Source organism: Allobacillus salarius (genome assembly GCF_007559425.1).
GTDB classification, from domain to species: domain Bacteria; phylum Bacillota; class Bacilli; order Bacillales; family Alkalibacillaceae; genus Allobacillus; species Allobacillus salarius.
Map to the genome: position 1 here is coordinate 218,143 of NZ_VMHE01000002.1, position 24,155 is coordinate 242,297.

23 protein-coding genes are annotated in these 24,155 nt (G+C 38.6%); 19 read left to right on the plus strand and 4 right to left on the minus strand.

The window, feature by feature from the left end; genetic code table 11:
• The first annotated feature begins 49 nt into the window (after nt 1-49).
• The 5 genes from FPQ13_RS03040 to FPQ13_RS03060 all read left to right on the plus strand — a co-directional run bounded on the left by FPQ13_RS03040 (nt 50) and on the right by FPQ13_RS03060 (nt 2,110).
• On the plus strand, nt 50-628 hold the full coding sequence (locus FPQ13_RS03040) for a TlpA family protein disulfide reductase (RefSeq protein WP_144087839.1): 579 nt from the start codon (nt 50-52) through the stop codon (nt 626-628).
• A 78-nt stretch (nt 629-706) separates the two neighbouring features.
• On the plus strand, nt 707-853 hold the full coding sequence (locus FPQ13_RS03045; protein WP_144087840.1) for an FbpB family small basic protein: 147 nt from the start codon (nt 707-709) through the stop codon (nt 851-853).
• Between the two features lie 56 nt (nt 854-909).
• Complete coding sequence (gene tlp / locus FPQ13_RS03050; RefSeq protein WP_144087841.1) at nt 910-1,143, plus strand: small acid-soluble spore protein Tlp; 234 nt, start codon at nt 910-912, stop codon at nt 1,141-1,143.
• 211 nt (nt 1,144-1,354) lie between these two features.
• A complete protein-coding gene (locus FPQ13_RS03055) occupies nt 1,355-1,774 on the plus strand; it encodes an acyl-CoA thioesterase (protein WP_144087842.1) in 420 nt (139 codons plus the stop codon).
• Between the two features lie 3 nt (nt 1,775-1,777).
• Complete coding sequence (locus FPQ13_RS03060) at nt 1,778-2,110, plus strand: hypothetical protein (RefSeq protein ID WP_144087843.1); 333 nt, start codon at nt 1,778-1,780, stop codon at nt 2,108-2,110.
• 45 nt (nt 2,111-2,155) lie between these two features.
• Here the strand turns inward: FPQ13_RS03060 and yidD are convergent, their stop codons facing one another.
• The 4 genes from yidD to plsY all read right to left on the minus strand — a co-directional run bounded on the left by yidD (nt 2,156) and on the right by plsY (nt 5,243).
• Complete coding sequence (gene yidD / locus FPQ13_RS03065) at nt 2,156-2,398, minus strand: membrane protein insertion efficiency factor YidD (protein ID WP_144087844.1); 243 nt, start codon at nt 2,396-2,398, stop codon at nt 2,156-2,158.
• 21 nt (nt 2,399-2,419) lie between these two features.
• The gene (folE2, locus tag FPQ13_RS03070; RefSeq protein WP_144087845.1) at nt 2,420-3,340 is read right to left on the minus strand and encodes a GTP cyclohydrolase FolE2; all 921 of its coding nucleotides are present in this window, start codon (nt 3,338-3,340) and stop codon (nt 2,420-2,422) included.
• Between the two features lie 81 nt (nt 3,341-3,421).
• Nucleotides 3,422-4,615, minus strand: coding sequence for a CapA family protein (locus tag FPQ13_RS03075; protein ID WP_186279529.1), 1,194 nt, complete (start codon nt 4,613-4,615; stop codon nt 3,422-3,424).
• Nucleotides 4,616-4,661: 46 nt separating this feature from the next.
• Nucleotides 4,662-5,243 (minus strand): glycerol-3-phosphate 1-O-acyltransferase PlsY, encoded by a 582-nt coding sequence (gene plsY / locus FPQ13_RS03080; RefSeq protein ID WP_144087847.1) that lies wholly within the window; start codon nt 5,241-5,243, stop codon nt 4,662-4,664.
• A gap of 208 nt (nt 5,244-5,451) precedes the next feature.
• Here plsY and FPQ13_RS03085 point away from each other — a divergent pair, with 208 nt between their 5' ends.
• The 14 genes from FPQ13_RS03085 to FPQ13_RS03150 all read left to right on the plus strand — a co-directional run bounded on the left by FPQ13_RS03085 (nt 5,452) and on the right by FPQ13_RS03150 (nt 24,050).
• A complete protein-coding gene (locus FPQ13_RS03085; protein WP_144087848.1) occupies nt 5,452-5,868 on the plus strand; it encodes a CoA-binding protein in 417 nt (138 codons plus the stop codon).
• A 117-nt stretch (nt 5,869-5,985) separates the two neighbouring features.
• Nucleotides 5,986-7,938: a DNA topoisomerase IV subunit B gene (gene parE / locus FPQ13_RS03090; RefSeq protein ID WP_144087849.1), complete on the plus strand. Its 1,953-nt coding sequence runs from the start codon at nt 5,986-5,988 to the stop codon at nt 7,936-7,938.
• Between the two features lie 11 nt (nt 7,939-7,949).
• A complete protein-coding gene (gene parC / locus FPQ13_RS03095; RefSeq protein ID WP_377863220.1) occupies nt 7,950-10,397 on the plus strand; it encodes a DNA topoisomerase IV subunit A in 2,448 nt (815 codons plus the stop codon).
• Between the two features lie 170 nt (nt 10,398-10,567).
• A complete protein-coding gene (locus FPQ13_RS03100) occupies nt 10,568-12,823 on the plus strand; it encodes a YhgE/Pip domain-containing protein (RefSeq protein ID WP_144087850.1) in 2,256 nt (751 codons plus the stop codon).
• 158 nt (nt 12,824-12,981) lie between these two features.
• Nucleotides 12,982-13,602 (plus strand): TetR/AcrR family transcriptional regulator, encoded by a 621-nt coding sequence (locus tag FPQ13_RS03105; RefSeq protein WP_246065318.1) that lies wholly within the window; start codon nt 12,982-12,984, stop codon nt 13,600-13,602.
• 112 nt (nt 13,603-13,714) lie between these two features.
• Nucleotides 13,715-14,857: an acyl-CoA dehydrogenase gene (locus FPQ13_RS03110; RefSeq protein ID WP_144087852.1), complete on the plus strand. Its 1,143-nt coding sequence runs from the start codon at nt 13,715-13,717 to the stop codon at nt 14,855-14,857.
• Nucleotides 14,858-14,876: 19 nt separating this feature from the next.
• Nucleotides 14,877-16,514, plus strand: a complete 1,638-nt coding sequence (locus FPQ13_RS03115; RefSeq protein ID WP_144087853.1) for an AMP-binding protein — start codon at nt 14,877-14,879, stop codon at nt 16,512-16,514.
• 23 nt (nt 16,515-16,537) lie between these two features.
• Nucleotides 16,538-17,881 (plus strand): acetyl-CoA carboxylase biotin carboxylase subunit, encoded by a 1,344-nt coding sequence (locus FPQ13_RS03120; protein ID WP_144087854.1) that lies wholly within the window; start codon nt 16,538-16,540, stop codon nt 17,879-17,881.
• A 12-nt stretch (nt 17,882-17,893) separates the two neighbouring features.
• Nucleotides 17,894-18,103, plus strand: a complete 210-nt coding sequence (locus FPQ13_RS03125) for an acetyl-CoA carboxylase biotin carboxyl carrier protein subunit (protein ID WP_144087855.1) — start codon at nt 17,894-17,896, stop codon at nt 18,101-18,103.
• A 22-nt stretch (nt 18,104-18,125) separates the two neighbouring features.
• Entirely contained in the window at nt 18,126-19,025 is a 900-nt protein-coding gene (locus tag FPQ13_RS03130) for a hydroxymethylglutaryl-CoA lyase (RefSeq protein ID WP_144087856.1), read from the plus strand.
• Nucleotides 19,026-19,039: 14 nt separating this feature from the next.
• Nucleotides 19,040-19,819 carry an enoyl-CoA hydratase-related protein gene (locus FPQ13_RS03135; protein ID WP_144087857.1) on the plus strand — a complete coding sequence of 260 codons (780 nt, stop codon included), beginning with the start codon at nt 19,040-19,042 and terminating at the stop codon, nt 19,817-19,819.
• Nucleotides 19,820-19,849: 30 nt separating this feature from the next.
• A complete protein-coding gene (locus FPQ13_RS03140; protein ID WP_186279530.1) occupies nt 19,850-21,376 on the plus strand; it encodes an acyl-CoA carboxylase subunit beta in 1,527 nt (508 codons plus the stop codon).
• A gap of 71 nt (nt 21,377-21,447) precedes the next feature.
• On the plus strand, nt 21,448-23,094 hold the full coding sequence (locus FPQ13_RS03145) for an FAD-binding dehydrogenase (protein ID WP_144087858.1): 1,647 nt from the start codon (nt 21,448-21,450) through the stop codon (nt 23,092-23,094).
• Nucleotides 23,095-23,270: 176 nt separating this feature from the next.
• Nucleotides 23,271-24,050 (plus strand): Cof-type HAD-IIB family hydrolase, encoded by a 780-nt coding sequence (locus FPQ13_RS03150; protein WP_144087859.1) that lies wholly within the window; start codon nt 23,271-23,273, stop codon nt 24,048-24,050.
• Nucleotides 24,051-24,155 lie beyond the last annotated feature (105 nt).

Sequence of the window (24,155 nt, forward strand, 5' to 3'; positions counted from 1 at the left end):
AATAAAATGATCGATATTCGTTTACATGAATAGAGGAGGAAGCCCCTAGATGTTGGTCAAAAGACTAATCGCACTTAGCGTCATCATTACACTGAGCGGAGTAATTATATTTAATATTCTCGAAGATAACAAGAGTAATCAAAATGATCCTGAAGATGGAATGATGTACATTCAGCCAGAAGGAATGGAAGTGGACACAACGGATATTGAAGTCGGTGATGTACCGCCGAATTTCCAGTTAAAAACGTTGGATGGACAAACAAAACAATTGCAGGATTTTAAAGGTAAAAAGGTTTTCGTGAATTTCTGGGCAACATGGTGCCCACCTTGCCGTAAAGAAATGCCTCATATGCAAGAAATTCAAGACAAGTATGAAAATGTAGAGATCGTTGCGGTGAATGCGTTGCACTCCGAGACATCCGTTGAAAAAGTTCGTGAATTCGTTGAGGAAAGAGAACTTACCTTTCCAATTCTATTAGACGAATCTGGAGAAGTAACGTTGCGTTATCAGGCGATGAGTATGCCCGTCACTTATTTTGTGAATTCTGAAGGTGTCATTCAACTTCCTAAAAAAATTGGTCCGATGACTTATGAAGAGATGGAAGAAAAAATAAAACAACTAGATTAAGTATAAATAATCAATAATTGGACAATTCTACATAGTAGATGCAAATCGAAAATCTATGTAGAAAGGAAGTTATGATGGATGCGAAGAAATAACCAATTATCTTTCCAAACACTGATCCAACAAGAAAAGGATCGGATTATGAAAGATCCGAAAGAAATTGATAAAATTTATGACAGGTTGGATAAAAAATTTGAAGTGATCAAACAACCAAGCCCTAATGCATAATAATTACCTATTCTGACAAACCTACTCAATGAAATAAAATTAAGGAGAGTGGTTTCGTGTCAGATAGACATTCAAATCCAGATGATCGTTCAGATAATGTAGAGAGATTACAGGAAAATATCCAGCATACAATTCAAAACTTTAGAGAAGCAGAAGCATCTATGGAAACAGCTACTGACGAAGAGAAGGAACAAATTAGGCTAAAGAACGAACGAAGAAAAGAGTCCATTGAAGCTATGAGAGAAGAAGTGCGAGAAGAACATGCGTATCAACAACGGTTAGAAGATTAAACTGATGTTTTACCCCGGGCAGAGAAACTACTTTCTGTGTCCGGGGTATTTTCTACAGACAAAGATTAAATCTACTTAATTTACATAACGTTTATTACGTAAACTAGTTTGTGTTATGTCTCTTAATCAGAGAACTAATCTTTCATCGATGCCGATTTACCAAAAAATATGATACGATAAGATAAGAGAGAAATGGAAGGGAGAAACAACGATGGTTATCAATGAAACAGACGTTACAGTACGTTATCAAGAAACTGATCAAATGGGTGTTGTTTATCATTCGAATTATTTTGTCTGGTTTGAAATTGGACGAACACGATTAATCGAACAATTAGGGTTTGATTATATAGCAATGGAAGAAGAAGGTATTCTAGCACCAGTCATAGACATACAAGCCTCATATAAAACACCGGTGAGATATGGTCAAACAGCTAGAGTAGAGACGAAAATAGCGGAATACAATGGTTTTCGTGTAACTTATTCTTATAAAATATTTACAGAAGATAATCAGTTGTCTGTTACTGGTACATCGACCCATGTTTGCGTCAAAAAATCGAATTTTAGACCAATTTCAATAAAAAAACATTTCCCTGAGTTACATGAGACTTATCTAAATGCGATGGAGTCGTAACAGATGGCATTTGGAATTAAGAGAGAAGAGCTTGTTCAGTGGAAAAAAGACGTAGAAAACGGCAAAATTGCATTTCTAACACATTATTGGGTGGATGAACGGTTTCCTACAATGAAAACAGTTACGAAGGTTGGTTGCTGTGATGTAGAAAAGCTAGTGGCATGGGGAAAGAAACATGGGTTGAAGCGAGAGTGGATTGATTTTCATGAAAAATATCCTCACTTTGATCTCATCGGAAGTTTTCAAAAAGATATCTTGAAAGCAGAAGGTATGCTTGAACAATTACATCGATTTAAAATAATAAAAAGCTGTTCCTTTCATCTTAATGGTAGGTGAAAAGAACAGCTTATTTCATTTGCATTTACGCTGGAATACGACAATTTATGAATGATTCGATTTTTCCTGTTTCTTCAAATCTGGTACAGGATCGAAACCACCAGGATGAAAAGGATGACATTTTAAAATCCGCTTTATACTTAAATAAAGGCCTTTAAATGCTCCAAAACGCTGGATCGCCGTTAAGCTAAATTCAGAACATGTAGGTTGAAACCTACAAGATGGTCCAAGAAGTGGAGAAATCCACTTCCGATACAATTTGACAAGACCAATCAATAGATGCTTCATGCATAACAAACCTTCTCATCTTTATTTCTTACGTTTATCATAAGTGATTGAAGCGACCGCGTCATGTAAATGGATGGATTCTTCATTGACACATTGAACGTAGAACTTTTCGATCATGTCAAGTTCATAAAGGTCCGCAGCTACAAGACGAACCATATCTTCTACAAAACGTGGATTTTCATAAGCTTGCTCCGTAACCATTTTTTCGTCTGGTCGTTTTAAAACAGGATGTATCCTAGCACTGGCATTAGATTCTGCCGCTTCAAGTAATAAAACTTTCCAGTCTGTTTGACTTTCATCAAAATCTTCGGCAAGTTCTACTTCCATTTTCATGTTTCCTCGTTGGTTATGGGCACTATACTCACTAATTTCCTTAGAGCAAGGACATAGAGTTGTTACTTTACCAGAGAGCCCAACAGTTACTTGATGATGATCTTGCTCATCATAGCGTACGTGAATCCATGCATCTGCATGATTCATTCCTGCCATATCAGTATACGGTGCTTTACGTTCAAAGAACCAAGGAAATTCAACTTTTACTTCTGCATCTTTTTGCTCAAGTCGATCTTTTAAGTCACGTGTGAATTGCTTTAAAGATTCAATGCTTAAGGTGAACCCTTCACTGTGATAATGATGCAATTGTTCAGTAAACCGACTCATGTTTGTGCCCTTTGAATCTTGTGAAATAGAAGAGGCAAAGTAAAACGTTCCAATGGTCGTTTGTGTCTCAGGTGTCATTGAACTAGCAATTTTGATTGGATGTTTCACATTCGAAATACCAACTGCATCTAATTCGAATAAGAAATTTTGCTTTGTATTTTGTAAATCTTTCATTTTTTCTTTTTCATGAGGTTTTGTTCGAGGTCCTGGTGGTACAGAACCAAATAATTTATGTCTTTCTTCTTTAGTAGGAAGTTGTTTTAGATTGTATGAGTTGTCCATATCTAGATCCCCTTTCTGGTCAAAGCAATCATGCTGTAACCACAACCTCTAGTATACATGAATTGAAAGGGTTGTTTCAATTTATTGAACCGTTTCAAAACCTGTCGGAAAGTCAACTTGATCAGTGAATGATTGTAAATGATTGATGGTGTCTTTGTAAATTTGATCGGAATTTTGTAAGCCATATTGACCAGCCTCTGACAGGGGGACAATTTTGAAGTCCCGATTATTTCCTGAGTAATTATACGTAGGAATCATTTGAGCGTCAGACACTTGATAGTTCATTTCATTGTTTAACCTTTTCTTTGTGAGTTTAATTTGTGAAATCACACCAATGTTTCGTTCAAGACCTTTTTGATTGGATAAAAAGTTACCTAGCGAATACATAACGAATCGGTCATGACCATCTTGGCTAGAAATCCAATCTACAGGTTGCAACACGTGGGGGTGATGGCCGATAATAACATCTGCACCATTACTTGTGAGTAGGTCAGTTAAATAAATTTGTTCATCATTAGGCAGTGGTTCGTATTGTGCGCCAAAATGCATACTGACGACGATGAAATCTGTCTTATCTCGTAATTTTTCTATATCTGTTAGTATTTTTTCTTGATCAATATAATTAACTAAGTAATCCTTACCGTCCGGAACAGGAATCCCATTCGTTCCATACGTATAAGAAAGGAAGCCGACTGATATATCCTTTTTTGTTAGGATGCGGGGTGTGTTTCGGTCTTCTTCATTGCGGTAAGAGCCTACATATTCTATACCGATTTCGTTCAAATAGTTTGTCGCATTCATGATCGCTTGCTCACCACGGTCTAACGTATGATTATTTGCCATGGATACGATATCTACACCGACATATTGGAGTGCATCCGCTACTTCATACGGTGAATTAAATGAAGGATATGACGAGAGTCCGAGTTCAGTACCACCTAAAATCGTTTCTTGATTAGCAATCGTTATATCTGCATTTTCAATTAAAGATTTTACCGGTTCGAACATCGGCTTGAAATTATACCCATCTGCTGTTTTAGCATCATCATAAACCGGTTGATGAACGAGTATATCACCGATTGCGTTTAAAGTGATGGATGTTTCATAGTTTGGTTTGTTCTTTGATGAAAGTTTCGAATAACGAACTTCTTCATGTGCTTCAGGTTCAAAGGATGATTCTGCATCCTGATCGGATGGCACAGGCAAGAACAATAAAACAAGAATGACTACTAAAAGAATACCAACAAACACCTGATATGCTTGATTTTTCTTCACTATATATTCACCTCTTATCGTCCTTTATTCCCATTCCTTACGAACATTAAAGCCATGTAATTTTCGGTTCCGTTTTATTCTTGATTCGTTTGATGTTATCCGTGTGACGATAGATGACAAAAATCGTTAATAACATCGTTACGATAATCAAGCCGATATGTTTCATAAATAGTGCAACAATAACTGCGACTACCCCTGTGAGCATGGATGACAGGGAAACGTATTTGGATAGCTTCAAGAAGACGAAAAATGAAACAAAAATAATAGCAAACAATAATGGGCTAACTCCGAGAAGCACGCCACCAGAAGTGGCTACAGCCTTGCCGCCTTTAAACTTCGCGAATAATGGGAACGAATGTCCGATTACCGCAAACGCACCAACAATTAATGGTTCTAACTGTGCGGCGAAGAGATAGACAAGCACAACAGCAGCTGTTCCCTTTAATATATCCAAAATGGTTACAGCCAAACCAGCTTTCCATCCGAGTACACGAAACGTATTGGTGCCCCCTAGATTACCACTGCCGTGTTCACGAATGTCCGTTTGATAAAAGGTTTTACCGATTACCAAACTGAACGGAATTGACCCTAAAAAATATGCAATAATAGAAAATATAACATAGTCCATTGAAACTCTCCCTTTACCAATAAATTTGGTACATGTATCTTGTTAGGTAGTAAATAGCATTACTATCTGTCTTTAAGACCTAGTATTATTTTATCAGAATTAACGACAATAAAGAAGATGCAATTAAGGATGTCACTATCTGATTAGTTGAGAATAATCTCGAAAAAAGCTATTCTAATAGGTAAGAAGTACAAAGGAGTGAACGGATATGCGCAATCCTTCAAATGAAACGTTAAAAGATATTTTACAGAATTCCAAAACCATCGCTGTCGTCGGTCTATCTGACAAGCCAGAAAGAACGTCGTATCAAATAGCAAAAATTATGCAGGAGAATGGATATCGAATCATTCCTGTGAATCCTACAGTCGATGAAGTGCTCGGTGAAAAAAGTTATCCGACACTAGCTGAAGTACCAGAGTCAATTGATATCATCAATGTATTCAGACGATCTGAATTTCTTCCAGATATCGCTAAAGACGCAATCAAAACCGATTGCAAAATCTTCTGGGCTCAATTAGGTGTAGAAAATGAAGAAGCTTATGATATATTGAAAGAACATGATTTTACCGTCATAATGGACCTATGCATTAAAGTTGTACATGCTGTACAAATTGGAAATTCTTAACCTTTTGGTTGAAATCTCTGCTCTCTTGCAGGGATTTTCTGTTTCTATCGTGAAATGTACAGAGAACAATTAGTGAAAATAAGAACAGATGAGTTGTTTTGGAAGGGAGTTATTTGATTGAGTGATCATAACCAGAAATACACCGATGAATCGATTCAGGTGCTCGAAGGTCTTGATGCAGTCCGCAAAAGACCTGGTATGTACATTGGCAGCACTGACCATAGAGGTTTGCACCATTTAGTTTATGAAATTGTCGATAATGCCGTTGATGAAGTGTTAGCGGGTTATGGACAAGTAATTACTGTAAAGATACATAAAGATGAATCCATTTCAGTCATTGATGCAGGACGTGGAATGCCAACAGGTATGCATCAAACAGGCAAGCCAACACCGGAAGTTATTCTGACGGTATTGCATGCTGGTGGAAAATTTGGCCAGGGTGGTTACAAAACTAGTGGTGGATTACATGGTGTTGGAGCTTCTGTTGTTAACGCATTGTCTGAATGGCTTGAAGTCGACATTTTTCGTAATGGTAAAAAGTTTCACCAGCGGTTTGAAAATGGAGGTAAGCCAGTTACCACGCTTGAAGAACATGGAAATACGAATAAAACAGGTACAAAGATTACCTTTAAAGCGGATCCGACCATTTTCTCAACTGTACGCTTTCAATATGAATTGTTAGCCGAACGTCTGAGAGAAACTGCTTTTCTATTAAAAGGTGTCAAAATTGAATTGATTGATGAGCGCAATGATCTAAAAGATGAATTTTTATATGAAGAAGGTCTTGAGGCCTTTGTCGCTTATCTGAATGAAGAAAAAGACGGATTACATGAGATTGTTTCATTTGAAGGAACTCATAATGAAATTGAAGTTGATTTTTCCTTTCAATACAATGACGGCTACTCAGAGAACATTTTGTCTTTCGTGAATAATGTACGGACAATCGACGGTGGAACGCATGAGTCTGGAGCGAAGACGGCGATCACTCGTACAGTTAATGAATATGCAAGAAATAAACAATTATTGAAAGAAAAAGCTAAAAACCTAGATGGAAATGATATACGTGAAGGGTTAACAGCTGTTATTTCAGTTCGAATTCCAGAAGACTTATTGCAATTTGAAGGTCAGACGAAAAGTAAACTTGGAACTCCTGAAGCAAGAAGTGCAATGGAAAATGTATTAGGTGAAAAGTTGACCTTTTTCTTTGAAGAAAATCCAGAAATTGCACAGTTATTGATTAAAAAAGCGATTAAAGCAAGAGAAGCAAGAGAAGCAGCCCGCAAAGCTCGTGAAGACGCTCGAAATGGAAAAAAGCGAAAACGAAAAGACGCGTTGCTTAGTGGTAAGCTAACGCCTGCTCAATCGAAAAACCCAAACAAAAATGAGTTGTTTCTTGTAGAGGGTGATTCCGCAGGTGGTTCCGCAAAGCAAGGAAGAGATCGACGTTTTCAAGCCATTTTGCCGCTTCGAGGAAAAGTCATTAATACGGAAAAAGCGAAAATCGATGACATTTTCAAGAATGAAGAGATTTCAACGATTATTCATACAATCAATGCAGGCGTCGGGGCTGATTTTTCAATAGAAGATTCAAATTACGAGAAGATCATCATCATGACAGATGCTGATACAGACGGCGCGCACATCCAAGTGCTTTTACTGACTTTTTTCTATCGATATATGAGACCACTCATCGAGCATGGAAAAATCTATATTGCACTTCCACCTCTATTTAAAATATCTAAAGGTAAAGGGAAGACGTACAAAGAAGACTATGCTTGGGATGAGCGTGCGATGAATGAACTATTGAAGAAATATAAATCCGGTTATACGATTCAGCGATACAAAGGTCTTGGTGAGATGAACGACGACCAGTTATGGGAAACGACGATGAACCCAGAAACTAGAACGCTTATAAGAGTTACCATTGAAGACGTTGCAAAAGCAGAACGTCGTGTGGCAACGTTAATGGGTGATAAAGTTGAACCAAGAAGAAAATGGATTGAAAGCAATGTTGAATTCGGAATGGAAGAAAATGATACAATATTGGAAAATGATAGATTGCTTAACTAGGAGTGAACAAAGTGGCCGAAGAAGCGAATTTAATGGATTTACCTTTAGAAGAAGTTATAGGCGACCGGTTTGGACGCTATAGTAAATATATTATTCAAGAGCGTGCCCTTCCTGATGTACGGGATGGGCTAAAGCCTGTACAACGAAGAATATTATATGCTATGTATGAGGAAGGAAATACACATGATAAAGCTTTCCGAAAATCGGCTAAAACAGTAGGTACTGTGATTGGTAACTACCACCCACATGGTGATAGCTCTGTATATGAAGCTTTAGTACGGATGAGCCAGAAGTGGAAATTGCGTCAAGAACTTGTAGAAATGCACGGGAATAACGGAAGTGTCGATGGAGACCCACCGGCGGCGATGCGTTACACGGAAGCACGCCTATCTGGAATAGCATCCGAATTATTAAGGGACATTGGAAAAGATACCGTAGAATTTATCGAAAACTTTGATGACACATCTTATGAACCAGTTGTATTGCCTGCAAAATTTCCAAATCTATTAGTCAATGGATCTACGGGAATTTCTTCAGGTTATGCCACTGATATACCTCCACATAATTTAGGCGAAGTCATCGATGCCGTTATTTATAAAATTGACCATCCTGGCGCCTCATTGGATAAATTAATGGAAAAATTACCTGCACCTGATTTTCCTACCGGTGGAATTATTCAAGGTAAAGAAGGAATTAAAAAGGCGTATGAAACCGGAAGAGGAAGAGTTGTCGTACGCGGATTGGCTGAAATTGAACAGCTTAGAGGCGGCCGAGAACAAATTGTCATTACAGAGATTCCTTATGAAGTAAACAAGGCGAACTTAGTTAAACGAATGGATGAACTTCGCATCGATCGAAAAGTCGAAGGAATCAACGAGATTCGTGATGAAACGGATCGAACAGGGCTACGAATTGTTATTGAGCTAAGGAAAGATGCAGATAGTCAAGGGGTTTTAAATTACCTTTATAAAAACACTGACCTTCAAGTGAACTACAATTTCAATATGATTGCTATATCTAATCGGACACCGACGCTGATGAGTTTACCGGGCTTAATAGATGCTTATATCAGTCATCAAAGAGATGTTGTTTTACGACAGTCTGAGTATGATTTGAATAAAGCTCAAGCAAGAGCTCATATTGTCGAAGGGTTAATATATGCGATATCGATTCTAGATGATGTCATTGCGACGATTCGTGCATCACAAAATAAGAAAGATGCAAAAGAACGGTTGATTGCAGCTTATAACTTTACAGAAAAACAAGCTGAAGCGATTGTCATGCTTCAACTTTATCGATTGACAAATACCGATGTGACCGACTTGGAAGAAGAAGCAAGTAAATTACGTGAAACAATCGCGCGTTTACAAGAAATTCTCGGCAATGAAGAAGTGCTGAAAAAAGTCATCAAAGATGAACTTAGACAAGTAAAGAAAAATCATAATGACGATCGTCGTACACGCATTGAAGATGAAATTGAAGACATTACGATCAATTTAGAGGTGTTGGTTCCTTCAGAAGATGTTGTTGTCTCATTAACGCGAGATGGGTATATCAAACGGACAAGTCCTCGTTCATTCGGTGCTTCAAGTGTTAAAGACCTGCAACGAAAAGAAGGCGATGAACTGATTCAATTAATGGAGATTAATACAACCGATACGTTACTCGTCTTTACGAATAAAGGAAATTACTTATACATTCCTGTTCATGAGCTTCCGGAAATCAGGTGGAAGGAAATGGGGCAACATGTAGCGAACATTATTTCGATTCCAAGTGATGAACGCGTAATTAAAGCGATTCCGGTTCGAGAGTTTACAGATAAGCACTATATCTTATCGATCACGAGAAACGGTATGATTAAGAAGACTTCTTTAGACTTATATAAAGTTCAACGATATTCAAGACCGATTAATGGAATGAATTTAAAAAAAGATGATGAAGTGATTAATGTACACATGACAGATGGAAACCAAGAACTATTCATTGCGAATAATAAAGGCTATGGGCTTTGGTTCCATGAATCTGAAGTAAATTCTATCGGCATTAAAGCTGCTGGTGTAAAATCGATGCAACTCAAGAAAGATGAATACATTATTAATGGTGAAACATTTGATGACTTAAGTAATCCTTCCTTATTCGTCGTCACACATCGCGGTTCATGTAAGCGAATGAATTTGTCTCAATTCGAGCAAGGAACCCGAGCAAAACGAGGGTTGGCGATGTTGAGAGAACTGAAGCGCAATGCACATCGACTAGTCGGTTTTCATTTAGTTGGCGAGGATACGACCGTACAGTTGCGAACAGAAAATGGTACAATAGAAACAGTAATGCCATTAAACCTTAAAACAGCAGATCGGTATAGTAATGGATCATTCGTTGTAGATACAGACCAAACAGGCGCTGTTATTGATTCACAAGTTGAGGCTCGATACCGGAAGTATTTTTCCACAAATGAGTAATCTTGATCATGTTGGAGAAAGTTTTAATGAAGAAATAATACAGTGTCCGTGATATTCATTATCACGGGCATTTGTAGTGAGGTTAAAAATGAATCTGCTCACATATTTTAGAGCTCGACGATATTACCCCTAGATCAGTCAAAATATAGAACAATAAAGAAGGTATATCAATGAAGAACAGCTTGAAAATTTACTCGCGAGATTTAAAAAACATATCACGTAATTGGGTTGCGGCTATTTTAATAGGAGGGCTTATATTATTGCCCTCATTATATGCGTGGTTTAATATAGAAGCTTCTTGGGACCCGTATGGCCAAACGGACCAGATTCCGATAGGTATAGTTAATGAGGATGCAGGCGGCGAAGTTAGGGGTAACAAGATTAATGTCGGGGAAGATCTTGTCAATACACTGGAAAACAGTAAGTCGATGGATTGGCATTTCACGGACAGAGAAAAGGCAATGGAAGATCTGAAATACGGTGACTATTTCGCGGTTATCGTTATACCAGAAAACTTCTCTAATAATTTATCGTCGGTTATATCTGATGAACCGATAAAGAGTCAAATGGAATATTACGTGAATGAAAAGGTTAACGCCATTTCACCGAAAATTACGGATAAAGGTGCCAGTACGATTGTACAACAGGTTAGCAGCAATTTTATTTCTGAAGTAAATGGTGTTATTTTTGAAATATTTGATGAAATTGGCATAGAACTGAACGATAAGTTACCTGATATCGAACAATTTGAAAAGTATATTTTTGAGATGGAAAAACAGTTACCGGAAATTCATGAGTTAGTTTCGAGTGGACTTGAAGACACGAAGAATGCCCAGTCGATTATTAATAAAGCGAAAAATAAACTTCCAGAGGCTGAACGGACAACGAATGATGGTATGCAAATAGTAAACGAAACCGCTAGTTTGATGTCAAAAGCTGAAGACCGCTTAAATGAAATGGCACCACAGATTGAAGAAGATTTAAAAAAAGCACAGAACACAGCGCAAGATATTAATCAACTTCTTCAAGATGCTCAAGATGTAAACATTGATTTCAGTGAGGGTAAAGAGCTGCAACAAAATATTAATCATTCATTGGAGGATGCTACGAGTCGTTTGAATGAAATCGAAGCTAAATTAGAGCAGCTAAAAGAGATGAATCAAGAGCAACAGAATAATACCAGCGAAGAAGAAAATAATCAGAACGAGGACGGCTCAACAGACCAAGAAAATAATGAGCGGAACAATAATCAAAATAATAGTAATGATACAAATCAGGTCATCGATGAAGCATTGGAACAAATAAGCACATTACGTGAAGCGCTTGTGGAAATGCAGGAAAATGGACAAAATATTACTGTGTTTATTGAAGATCGAAGACAAAAAGTCGACTCTATTTTCACTGATTTAGAACAATTATCCGCTAACACAGCAAATAATATAGGAAATTTTTTAGAAGATTATAAAGAGAACATTGAACCAGTCGTGAAACAAAAAATTAGCGATTCTCAACAAACATTAGCAAGTGCGAATCAAATTTTAGCAGATATAAAATCGACCATTCCAGAAGTGAAAAATGTATTGAATAATACTGAAACCCACATTGGCGAAGGGCAAGGTGTATTGAATGCATTTCTCGGTGAATATCCATATATAAATAGTAAAATTAACGAACTGGCGGATCGAATTAGAGAAATTCAGGGCGAAACAGACATTAATGAAATTATCGAATTGTTACGAAATGACCCTGAAGCCGAAAGAAATTTCTTTGAAGAACCGGTCAAGTTGGTCAAAAATGAGCTTTTTCCGATACCAAACTACGGTTCAGGAATGACACCATTTTATACTGTTTTGGCGATATGGGTCGGTGGCTTACTGTTGATTTCATTACTGGCCGTTGAAGTACATGATAGAGAAGATCTAACTGGCCGGGAACGTTATTTTGGTAAGATGTTTACTTTCCTTACAATCGGATTATTGCAAACACTTGTTGTAACCTTAGGTGATTGGTTGTTTATTGGTTCGTACATGGCACATCCGGTTTGGTTTGTCCTATTCGGGTTGTTAATTAGTATAGTATTTATGACAATGATCTATACACTAGTATCGGTATTTGGCGATGTTGGAAAGGCAATGGTTATTGTTCTTCTTGTTTTGCAAATTGCTGGCGCAGGAGGAACGTATCCAGTTATTTTATTACCGGAATTGTTTCAGACAATTAGTCCGTTTCTTCCATTTACCTATGCGATTGATCTAATGCGCGAGGCAGTCGGAGGTATTATTTGGAAAGCCGCCATATACGATATAATTATTCTAAGTCTGTTCTGGCTTGGTGCCTTATTATTCGGAACGTTATTTAAAAACATAATCAATAAACAAACAGATAAATTGATGAAAAAATCTAAGGATGCCGGTTTATTTCATTAAAGTTTTACGGTAAATTAAACTCGATTAAAAAATCGAATGATAGAAGAGGCTGAGATGACAATGATGTTATCTCAGTCTCTTTGTATTTTAAAAAAATAAATGAATTGTTTCACTTTTTCAATAAATATGATAATATGATAAAAAAGGTGGGAAGGGTCATGGATTTACGTGAGAAAATCATCGCATCGTCGCTAAGATTATTTTCAGAAAAAGGTTTTCACGGTGTAAGCGTTCAAGATTTAGTAAATGATTCAATGACATCAAAAGGTGGATTTTATCATCATTTTTCTTCAAAAGATGAACTTTTATATGTTATCCACGATAAATTTATTTCATATGTTCTAAGTGAAGCACACTCGGCAAAAGAAAAATATGACCGTCCAATGAAACAGTTACATGAAATTTTAAAGACATCTGTTCATGTGTTTGACTTGTACAATGAACATATTACCGTTTTTTATCAAGAAAATAAGTATCTAAAACAAGAATATGAAGAAATCATCAAGCAAAAACGTAATGAGTTCAAACGAATCATCTACGAAGTGATTAATGATGGTCAGCAATCAGGAGATTTCAGAGAAAGTTTACCTCCAACGATCACAACGATGTCAATTTTAGGAATGGTGAACTGGACGTATAAATGGTATCAACGAGACGGAGATAAAAATATTGAACAAGTATCTTCTGTTTATATAGACCTTTTAATGCATGGACTGTTGACAGATGAAGCTCTAAAAGATTATGAAAGATCTTCACTTTATGCCGAATTAAATTTTTAAGGTAGCTAACAATCGCTTATATTAAAGCGTTTTTATTTAAACGCGTACAGACCAACCAGTCGGTCTTAGTGAAACTGTAGTTTAATGTTCAATCATAAAAGGAGGAAAGTACATGAATTTCGAATTGACGAAAGAACAAGAAATGACAAGAAAGATGGTTCGGGATTTTGCAGAAGACAAAATCAAGCCTAGGGCCATTGATATTGACACAAAGGCAGAATTTCCCGAAGATCTTTTCAAGGAAATGGGAGAACTAGGCTTGCTGGGAATTCCATTTCCTGAAGAAGAAGGTGGCTCTGGAGGCGACACGATTACGTATGCACTAGCCGTTGAAGAAATCGGCCGTGTATGTGGTAGTACAGGACTAAGTTATGCAGCGGCTGTTTCACTTGGTTCAAGTCCGATTTATATGTTTGGTACTGATGAACAAAGAAAGAAATTTTTGAAACCGCTTGCAGAAGGAAAAGCTCTTGGTTCTTTCGGATTGACAGAGCCTAATGCAGGATCTGATGCGGGAGGAACGAAAACAACAGCCAAATTAGAAGGTGACGAGTACGTCATCAATGGGGAAAAGTGCTTTATTACAAACGCTTCCTATGCTAAGCAAATTATCGTAACGGCCGTTACCGGGAAAGATTCTCTCGGAAAGAATATTATTTCGGCATTAATTGTGCCGACTGATACTCCAGGCTTAAAAATTTCTGATAATTACGATAAGATGGGTGTCAGAGGTTCCAATACAGCTGAAATTGTATTAGAAGATGTAAGAGTTCCAAAAGAAAATCTATTAGGTGATCCTGAAGCAGGATTTAAGCAATTTTTACGCACGCTGGATGGTGGAAGAATTTCGATTGCTGCCTTAGGTGTCGGAATTGCGCAAGCTTCATTGGATCGCGCACTAGCTTATGCAAAAGAAAGAAAACAGTTTGGTAAACCGATTTCTTCATTCCAAGCGATTCAATTTAAATTGGCTGATATGGCGATGGAAGTTGAATTGGCTCGCAACATGGTTTTGAAAGCAGCATGGTTGAAAGATAATGGGAAACCATTTACAAAAGAGGCCGCTTACGCAAAGTTGTTTGCAACAGAGACAGCAACGCGTTCTGCCAACCAAGCGATTCAAATACTTGGCGGTTATGGTTACATGAGAGAATACGAAGTTGAAAGATTTTTACGTGATGCTAAACTGCTAGAAATCGGTGAAGGCACCTCTGAAATTCAACGGTTGGTGATTGCTCGGCAATTAGGATGCTAGATTAAAAGGAGGAATCCATATGAGTCTACTAACGTCAACCATTGGCGAATTGCTGGAAGAGAAAGTGAATGAGAGACCGAACCATGAAGCTGTCGTTTATCCAGAAAGGAATATTCGTTGGACGTACAAAGAGTTTGACGACAAAGTAAATGAGACGGCAAAAGCACTCATGGCTCTTGGCATTGAAAAAGGTGAGCATATCGCAATTTGGGCTGACAATAAACCGGAATGGGTTTTGACTCAGTTTGCTACAGGAAAAATGGGCGCCGTATTAGTGACGGTGAACACAAGTTATCAAGCAGCTGAGTTGGAATATTTGTTGAATCAATCAGATGCAACAACATTAATTCTGGCAGAGAGTTTTAAAGGTACTTCCTATGTAGACATCATTAATGAAGTAGCTCCTGAACTGAAAAACAGTAATTCGGGACAATTGAGCAGCGATAAAGTCCCGAAATTAAAACGGGTCATTGTTTTAGGAGAAAGACAAATTGCAGGATGTTACACATGGGATCAGTTACTGCAAAAAGCAGCTGATGTTTCCGATGAAGATCTACAAAAAAGAAAAGAATCACTTCATCATGATGACATTATTAACATGCAATACACTTCAGGTACAACCGGATTTCCAAAAGGCGTTATGTTGACTCACTATAACATCGTCAATAACGGAAAGCAGGTAGCAGAAGGAATGAATTTCACAAGTGAAGATCGCTTATGTGTTCCAGTGCCACTCTTTCACTGCTTTGGTTGCGTGATGAGTACACTGGCAACAGTCTCCAAAGGCGGGACGATGGTGATGATCGAACAATACAACCCCGAAGTTGTTTTACAGGCTGTCCAAGATGAGAAATGTACAGCATTGCATGGTGTTCCGACAATGTTTATTGGTGAATTGAATCACCCTGATTTTGAAAAATTTGATCTTTCGTCACTTCGAACGGGAGTCATGGCTGGTTCCAATTGTCCGAAAGAAGTCATGAATGATGTGATTTATAAGATGGGTGCGCCTGAAGTAACAATCTGTTACGGACAAACGGAAACGTCGCCTGTCTTTACGCAGACTCGTCCGACCGATTCAATCGAAATTCGAACGACATCCGTTGGAAAAGTTCATCCGAACGTTGAAGCGAAAATCGTTGAACCAGGTACAAATCAAACGCTTCCTCCAAATGAACCTGGTGAAATTGTGACTCGCGGATATCATGTCATGGCGGGTTATTACAAAAATAAGGAAGAAACGAATGCAACGATTGATGAGGATGGCTGGTTACACACGGGTGATATCGGAATGATGGATGAGAATGGATATTTTCAAGTGACGGGAAGAATGAAAGATATGGTCATCCGTGGTGGAGAGAATATTTATCCACGTGAAATTGAAGAATTCATTATCACACATCCGGATGTGCTGGACGTTCAAGTCGTCGGTGTACCGGATCCCAAATACGGTGAAGAGTTGATGGCCTGGATTATTCCAAAAGAGGGTGCACGTTTAACAGAAGAAAACATCAAATCTTTCTGTAAAGGAAAAATCTCGCATCATAAAATTCCGAAGTACATGGAGTTGACGGAAGAATACCCAATGACAGCTAGTGGGAAAGTTCAAAAATACCGATTAAGAGAGCGAGCAAAAGATTTGATTCAAATTGACTAGGGCACAATTATAGGAGGGTTATCATGTTTCAATCCATTTTAATCGCAAACAGAGGAGAAATCGCTTCACGTATTATTCAAACGTGTAAGCTATTAAACATTAAATCCGTAGCGGTATATTCCGAACCTGATGAAGATTCACCATATGTCGAAGAGGCTGATGTTGCTTATCCGCTTGGAGGTTCACGTGTCAATGAAAGCTATCTAAATATGGATAAAATCTTTGAAATAGCTAAAGAAGCAGAAGTAGAAGCAATTCACCCGGGGTATGGATTATTAAGTGAAAATGCGTCATTTGCTAGACGTTGCGAAGAAGAAGGAATTACCTTTATTGGCCCGACGCCAGAAGTGATTGAAAAGATGGGTAGTAAATTATCTGCAAGAACTGCGATGGAAGAAGCAGGAGTACCTATTATTCCCGGTACAAACACCCCTGTGGAAACAGCAGCAGCGGCAAAAGAGATTGCGAATGAAATTGGCTACCCAGTCATGGTCAAAGCATCGTATGGCGGTGGCGGTATTGGAATGGAAATTGTACAAAGCGAATCAGACTTGGAGAAAGCAATTGAATCCAATGCACACCGTGCAGAACAATTTTTCGGCAACGGAACATTATTCATTGAAAAAGTCATTGAAGATGCGCACCATGTTGAAATTCAAGTACTAGGTGATCATCACGGTAACGCCGTTCATTTATTTGATCGTGAGTGCTCTATTCAACGTCGACATCAGAAGGTCATTGAAGAAGCACCGTCACCACTTTTAACCGAGGAAACAAGGAAAGAGATGGGTGAAAAAGCGGTTCAAGCTGTCAAATCTCTAGGCTATCGGAATGCTGGAACACTTGAGTTTCTAGTTGATGAAAACCAAAACTACTATTTCCTTGAAATGAATACAAGACTTCAAGTGGAACATCCAGTTACCGAAGAAATTACGGGTATTGATCTTGTAGAACAGCAAATCCGAATTGCGAGTGGTGAAGAACTCGCAATTAATCAAGAGCTCGTTCAGATTCAAGGTCATGCAATTGAAGTAAGGATTTACGCAGAAGATCCAAAAACATTTTTTCCGTCTCCGGGTACAATCGAAGACTTAATCATTCCAAAAGAGCAATTCATTCGGAATGACCAATCCATTAAGAAAGGGTTCAAAATCACTCCTTTTTACGACCCAATGGTTGCGAAATTGATCGTTAAAGGAAAAGATCGAGCTGAGGCTATTAGTCGATTAGAGACAGCCCTTTCGATGTACAAAATCGAAGGAATTAAGACGAATATTCCACTACTTTTAAAAATAGCAGCAAATGAAGCATTTCAAAATGGAAATACTCAAACATCGTTTATCCAAGAACATATTACAAACAAATAGGAGGAATTTATAATGGAATTAAAATCATCAATGGCAGGAAACGTTTGGAAAATTGTATTAAACGAAGGTGACCAAGTCGAAGAGGATCAAGACGTAGTCATTTTAGAATCTATGAAAATGGAAATTCCTATCCCGGCGGAATCAGCTGGGACAATTAAAGAATTGAAAGTGTCGGAAGGTGACTTTGTAAACGAAGGAGATGTTCTCGCTGTCATTGAATAAGCTAGGGAGGCACAGGACATTTATGGACTTACCAGATCAAATCACGATTAAAGAAGTCGGTCCGCGCGACGGCTTGCAAAATGAAAAGAAAGAAATATCTACCGAAGATAAAATTGAATGGATTAATCAACTCTCTGAATCAGGTTTGTCTTACATTGAGATCACTTCGTTCGTACATCCGAAGTGGATACCGCAATTAAAAGATGCCGTAGAGGTTGCCAAGTCCATCAATCGCAAAGAAGGCGTTACTTATGCAGCTCTAGTCCCAAATATGAAAGGGCTAGAGCGAGCATTAGAAGCTGATGTAGATGAAGTTTCAATTTTCATGTCAGCTAGTGAGACGCATAATAAGAAAAACATTAATAAATCAATTGAAGAAACATATCCGGTCTTAAAAGAAGTTGTCACTGGTGCTAAAGAAGCTAAAAAAACAGTCAGAGGATATGTATCAACGGTTTTTGGCTGTCCTTATGAAGGGCCTGTAGATGAAAATCAAGTTGTCGATGTTTGCGAGCGTCTTTTTGATATGGGAATTGATGAACTCTCACTTGGTGACACGATAGGCGTAGCTAATCCGCGTCAAGTGCATGAGTTCTTGTGCAAAATGGAACATGTTCTTTTAAAAGATCAAATTGCATTGCATTTTCATGACACGAGGGGTATGGCGTTAGCAAACACAGCAACTGCTTTGCAGTTAGGCTACCATACCTTTGACGGTTCTTTAGGCGGCCTAGGAGGGTGTCCATATGCTAAAGGAGCTACTGGGAATCTAGCAACGGATGATCTTGTCCATATGATTCATGAAATGGGTATTGATACAGGCATTGACCTAGATCGACTGACGGAAGCAGGCTTCTTTATTCAAGATAAAATCGGAAAACCTTTACCAAGTAAGCAAATGCAAGTAAGAGCAAAAGAATAAAGGTGTGAGAAACAATGGATACAATTGATTTCCAGGTTGTCGATGAAACAATTGGGATTTTAAAGCTCAATCGACCGAATGCCGCAAATGCTTTCTCATTGAAGCTCATGGATGATTTTAATGAACAATTAGATGAAATTGAACACAATGATCAGTTGCGTGTATTAATTATCACAGCTGCTGGTGAGAAGGTGTTTTGTGCTGGTGCAGATTTAAAAGAACGAGCATCAATGGATGAAAAAGAGGTTGTCAAAACAGTAGGTAAAATTGGCGATATCGTTTCACGGGTTGAACAGCTAGAAATACCAACGATTGCAGCCATTAATGGTGCTGCTTTCGGTGGTGGATTAGAATTAACGCTCGCTTGCGATATTCGTATTGCGAGCAGTTCAGCAAAAATGGGATTAACAGAGACATCGTTAGCTATTATCCCAGGAGCAGGTGGAACCCAACGTCTATCAAGACTCATAGGTATAGCGAATGCTAAATATTATATTTTAACGGCAAAGCGCTTTGAAAGTGGTGAAGCTAAACAAATTGGTTTGGTTCAAGAAGTTTTTGAGCCGACGGAATTGGAAGGCCAAGCATTATTGATGGCTAAACAGATTGCTGGCAATGGACCAATTGGTGTCAAAATGGCCAAAAAAGCAATCGATGAAGGCTATGAGTTACCTAAAAGCGATGGATTGCAAGTCGAGCGAGAATGTTATTTAGAAACAATTCCGACGGAAGATCGATTAGAAGGCTTACAAGCATTCAAAGAAAAGCGTAAGCCACAGTACAAAGGAAAATAGATTGTAAAGAGACAGAAAGGGTGTAATGGCATGACGATACAAAATCATGAAGAATTACGTCAAAAAATTGAGTCCGGTGGTGCGGAAAAATATCATGAGAAAAATAAAGAAAAAGGAAAAATGTTTGTCCGTGACCGATTGAAAGAATTGCTCGATGACGATCTCGATGTCGAAGATGCCTTCTTTGCCAATTGCATGGACGGTTCACTTCCGGCAGATGGCGTTGTCACTGGCATTGGAAAAGTTAATGGCCAACGTGTTTGTATTATGGCGAATGATTCGACAGTAAAAGCAGGTTCTTGGGGAAAACGTACAGTCGAAAAGATTCTTAGAATCCAAGAAACCGCGATGAAATTAGAGCTCCCAATGCTTTACTTAGTCGATTCTGCAGGTGCACGAATTACGGATCAAATTGATATGTTTCCAAATAGAAGAGGAGCAGGACGTATCTTTTACAATCAAGTGAAGCTCTCTGGAAGAGTGCCTCAAGTGTGTTTGTTATTCGGTCCATCTGCTGCAGGCGGTGCCTACATACCAGCATTCTGTGATGTTGTTATTATGGTTGATGGCAATGCTTCCATGTATCTCGGCTCACCAAGAATGGCAGAAAAGGTCATCGGTGAAAAGGTCAGCCTTGAAGAAATGGGCGGAGCAAAGATGCACACTTCAGTCTCTGGTGTAGGTGATGTGTTAGCGAAAGATGAATCTGAAGCGATCGCATATACGCAAAAGTATTTAACGTATTTTCCAGAAAACTTTAGAAGCAAACCTCCTGTTGCAGAGACGAAGTCACCAGCTTCATTTGAGAAAACGATTAGTGAGCTAATACCGGAAAATCAAAACGCTCCGTTCGATATGTATCAATTAATCAATCGTTTGATTGATGCAGATAGCTTCTGTGAAATTAAGAAAAACTTTGCGAAGGAGTTAATTACCGGACTTGCAAGAATTGATGGTAAAGCAGTAGGAATCCTCGCCAACCAACCACGGATGAAAGGTGGCGTGTTATTCCATGATTCTGCCGACAAGGCAGCGAAGTTCATTCAATTATGTGATGCATTTAATATACCGTTAGTGTTCTTAGCTGACATTCCAGGCTTCATGATTGGAACACGTGTTGAACAAGCAGGGATCATCCGCCATGGTGCGAAAATGATTTCTGCAATGAGTGAAGCAACCGTGCCAAAAATTTCTGTAATTGTTCGTAAAGCTTACGGTGCAGGACTATACGCTATGGCAGGACCGGCGTTTGAACCGGATGTAACGATTGCTTTGCCAACAGCTCAAATTGCTGTCATGGGGCCAGAAGCTGCAGTGAATGCTGTATATGCCAACAAGATTGCCGAACTTCCAGAAGAAGAGCGCCCAGCATTCATTCAAGAAAAGCATAAAGAATATCAAGAAAATATTGATATTTATCGATTGGCTTCAGAGATGGTCATCGATGATATTGTTGAACCGGACAATCTAAGAAAAGCGTTAGAACTTCGGTTAGATGCTTATCAATCAAAAAACCTTCATTTCACCGAAAGAAAACACGGTGTTTACCCAGTTTAATATTTCATACCGATCGAACCAGCAGCTAATGAAACAGAGCTGCTGGTTTTACATTTTAGGAGGAGAATTATATGAAGTTTGATGCAATTGTTATAGGTGCTGGACTATCTGGATTAGTAACGACGACAGAAATTGCTGATCGTGGAAAGAAAGTATTGTTATTGGACCAAGAACCAGAAAGCTCATTCGGTGGTCAGGTTTGGTGGTCTTTTGGCGGTTTGTTTTTAATTGATTCGCCTGAACAGAGAAGAATGGGAATTCATGATTCATATGAATTGGCTAGGCAGGATTGGTTCGGTTCAGCAAATTTTGACCGGGAAGATGAAGATTATTGGGGGAAGAAGTGGGCGGAAGCTTATTTGAAGTTTGCTGCAGAAGAAAAACGTACTTGGTTACGAAAAATGGGTATTAATTTTTTTCCAGTTATCGGATGGGCTGAGCGAGGTGGTGGCTTAGCGGATGGACACGGAAATTCAGTTCCTCGCTTTCATATTACATGGGGAACAGGACCTGGAATCGTTGCACCATTTGAGAAACGTATCCGAGAACATATTCAAAAAGGAAATGTTACATACAAGCCACGCCACCAAGTTGATAATTTAATTGTTCAGAACGACGAAGTTACTGGTGTAGCTGGTACCATTTTAATAGATGATCCAGTCGAAAGAGGCGAAAAAAGTTCGAGAGAGAAGGTAGGCGAGTTTGAATATCAAGGCGATTCAGTGGTCGTTGCTAGTGGTGGAGTGGGAGCGAACTTTGATTTGATTCGTCGGAATTGGCCTAAACGATTGGGTAACCCCCCGAAAAAAATGCTTTCAGGTGTTCCTGATTATGTAGACGGCCGGATGTTAGAGATTGCAGAAAAAATAGGAGCGCGAATCGTTAACCGTGACCGTATGTGGCATTATACGGAAGGGATTCAAAACTGGAACCCTGTTTGGTCAGCTCATGGGATAAGAATATTACCCGGGCCCTCATCAATTTGGTTAGATGCGGAAGGGAATCGATTCGATGCTCCGAATTATCCTGGATTTGATACGTTAAGTACACTTGAAGCCATTATGAAAACAGGCTATGATTATTCTTGGTTTATTTTAACGCAAAAAATTATCGAAAAAGAATTCGCCTTATCCGGTTCCGAACAAAATCCGGATTTAACCGGTAAAAGTATTAAGCAATTGTTAAAGCGTTTGAGTTCTGGTGCTCCAGAACCCGTAGAAGCGTTCAAAAAACACGGAGAGGACTTTATTGTCGACGATGACTTAGAAACCTTAGTAGATCAAATGAACGCTTTGAGTGGAGACAATTTGCTTGATTACGATAAAGTAAAGAGTCAATTGGAAGCAAGAGACCGACAAATTGATCATAAATTTACGAAGGATCTTCAAGTGGCTGCTCTAAGAGGTTCTCGTTTTTTTCGTGGAGACCGGATCATTCGCACAGCGAAACCACATAAAATATTAGATTCTAAAAACGGACCTTTGATTGCTGTCCGGTTAAATATTTTAAGCCGGAAAACATTAGGTGGACTGCAAACCGATCTGTCAGGATGCGTTTTGGATGCTGCTGGAAATCCACTGAAAGGTTTGTTCGCTGCTGGAGAAGCAAGCGGGTTTGGTGGAGGTGGAATCCACGGTTACCGAGCACTCGAAGGAACCTTTCTAGGTGGTTGTTTATTCACCGGAAAAGTTGTAGGAAGTACAATAGGGGATGCGTAACAATAGGTGACTATAAACTTATTATGTAAATTATTTAGTTGATTATATTAAAGTTATGTTAACTAAAATGAATACTGTAATGTTGTTATGTAAACTAAAACTGCATGAATTTGCGTTTTTAGTATTCCTCGATATAATGGAGCTAGCATTTTGATAAATAGAAAAGAGTGACTGACATGAACAATCAAAAGGTTATTTTTGTTGATATCGACGGAACGATCTTGAATTCAGATAAAGAAATACCTAAATCTACGATAGAAGCGATTCAAGAGGCTAAACATAAAGGTCATCATGTTATTATAGCGACAGGCCGTGCGCCTTTTATGTTTGCAGATTTGCGAGAAGAGCTTGAACTAGATTCGTACGTTAGCTATAACGGTCAATATGTAGTTTTGAACGGGGAAGTTATTTTCACGAATCCTTTAAAGATAGACTCATTAATTGAGTTAACAGATGATGCACTTCACCATAATCATCCAGTTGTATTCATGGACCATGAAGATATGAAAGCAAATATTCCTGAGCATCCTTTCATTGAGGAAAGTATACGTACATTAAAAATTGATTATTTTCCGTCTCATGATCCGTACTATTATAAAGATCGGGATTTATACCAAACCTTATTATTTTGCGAAGAAGGGGAAGAAGCAAGATACGAAGAAAAGTATACTGATTTTGATTTTATCCGTTGGCACCCGCTGTCTGTCGATGTCTTGCCAAAAGGCGGTTCGAAATCGGTTGGTATACAAAAAATGTTAACCCATCTAGACGTATCGAGTGAAAACATTTATGCGTTCGGTGATGGGCTGAATGATATTGAAATGTTAACTGACGTGGAGCATGGTGTAGCTATGGGAAATGCATTAACGGAGGTTAAAGCTGCTGCGAGACATGTGACACGCTCTGTCGATGATGATGGAATTTATCATGGTATGAAAAAATTAGGTATTATTTGATTGAAAGCTTGGTGGGATTCCATCAAGCTTTTTAGTTTGCCCGGCATGGGTGAATTCTAACGGGTGAAAGTCCCGAGTGTGACCTGGTAGCGGTAAGCACATAGT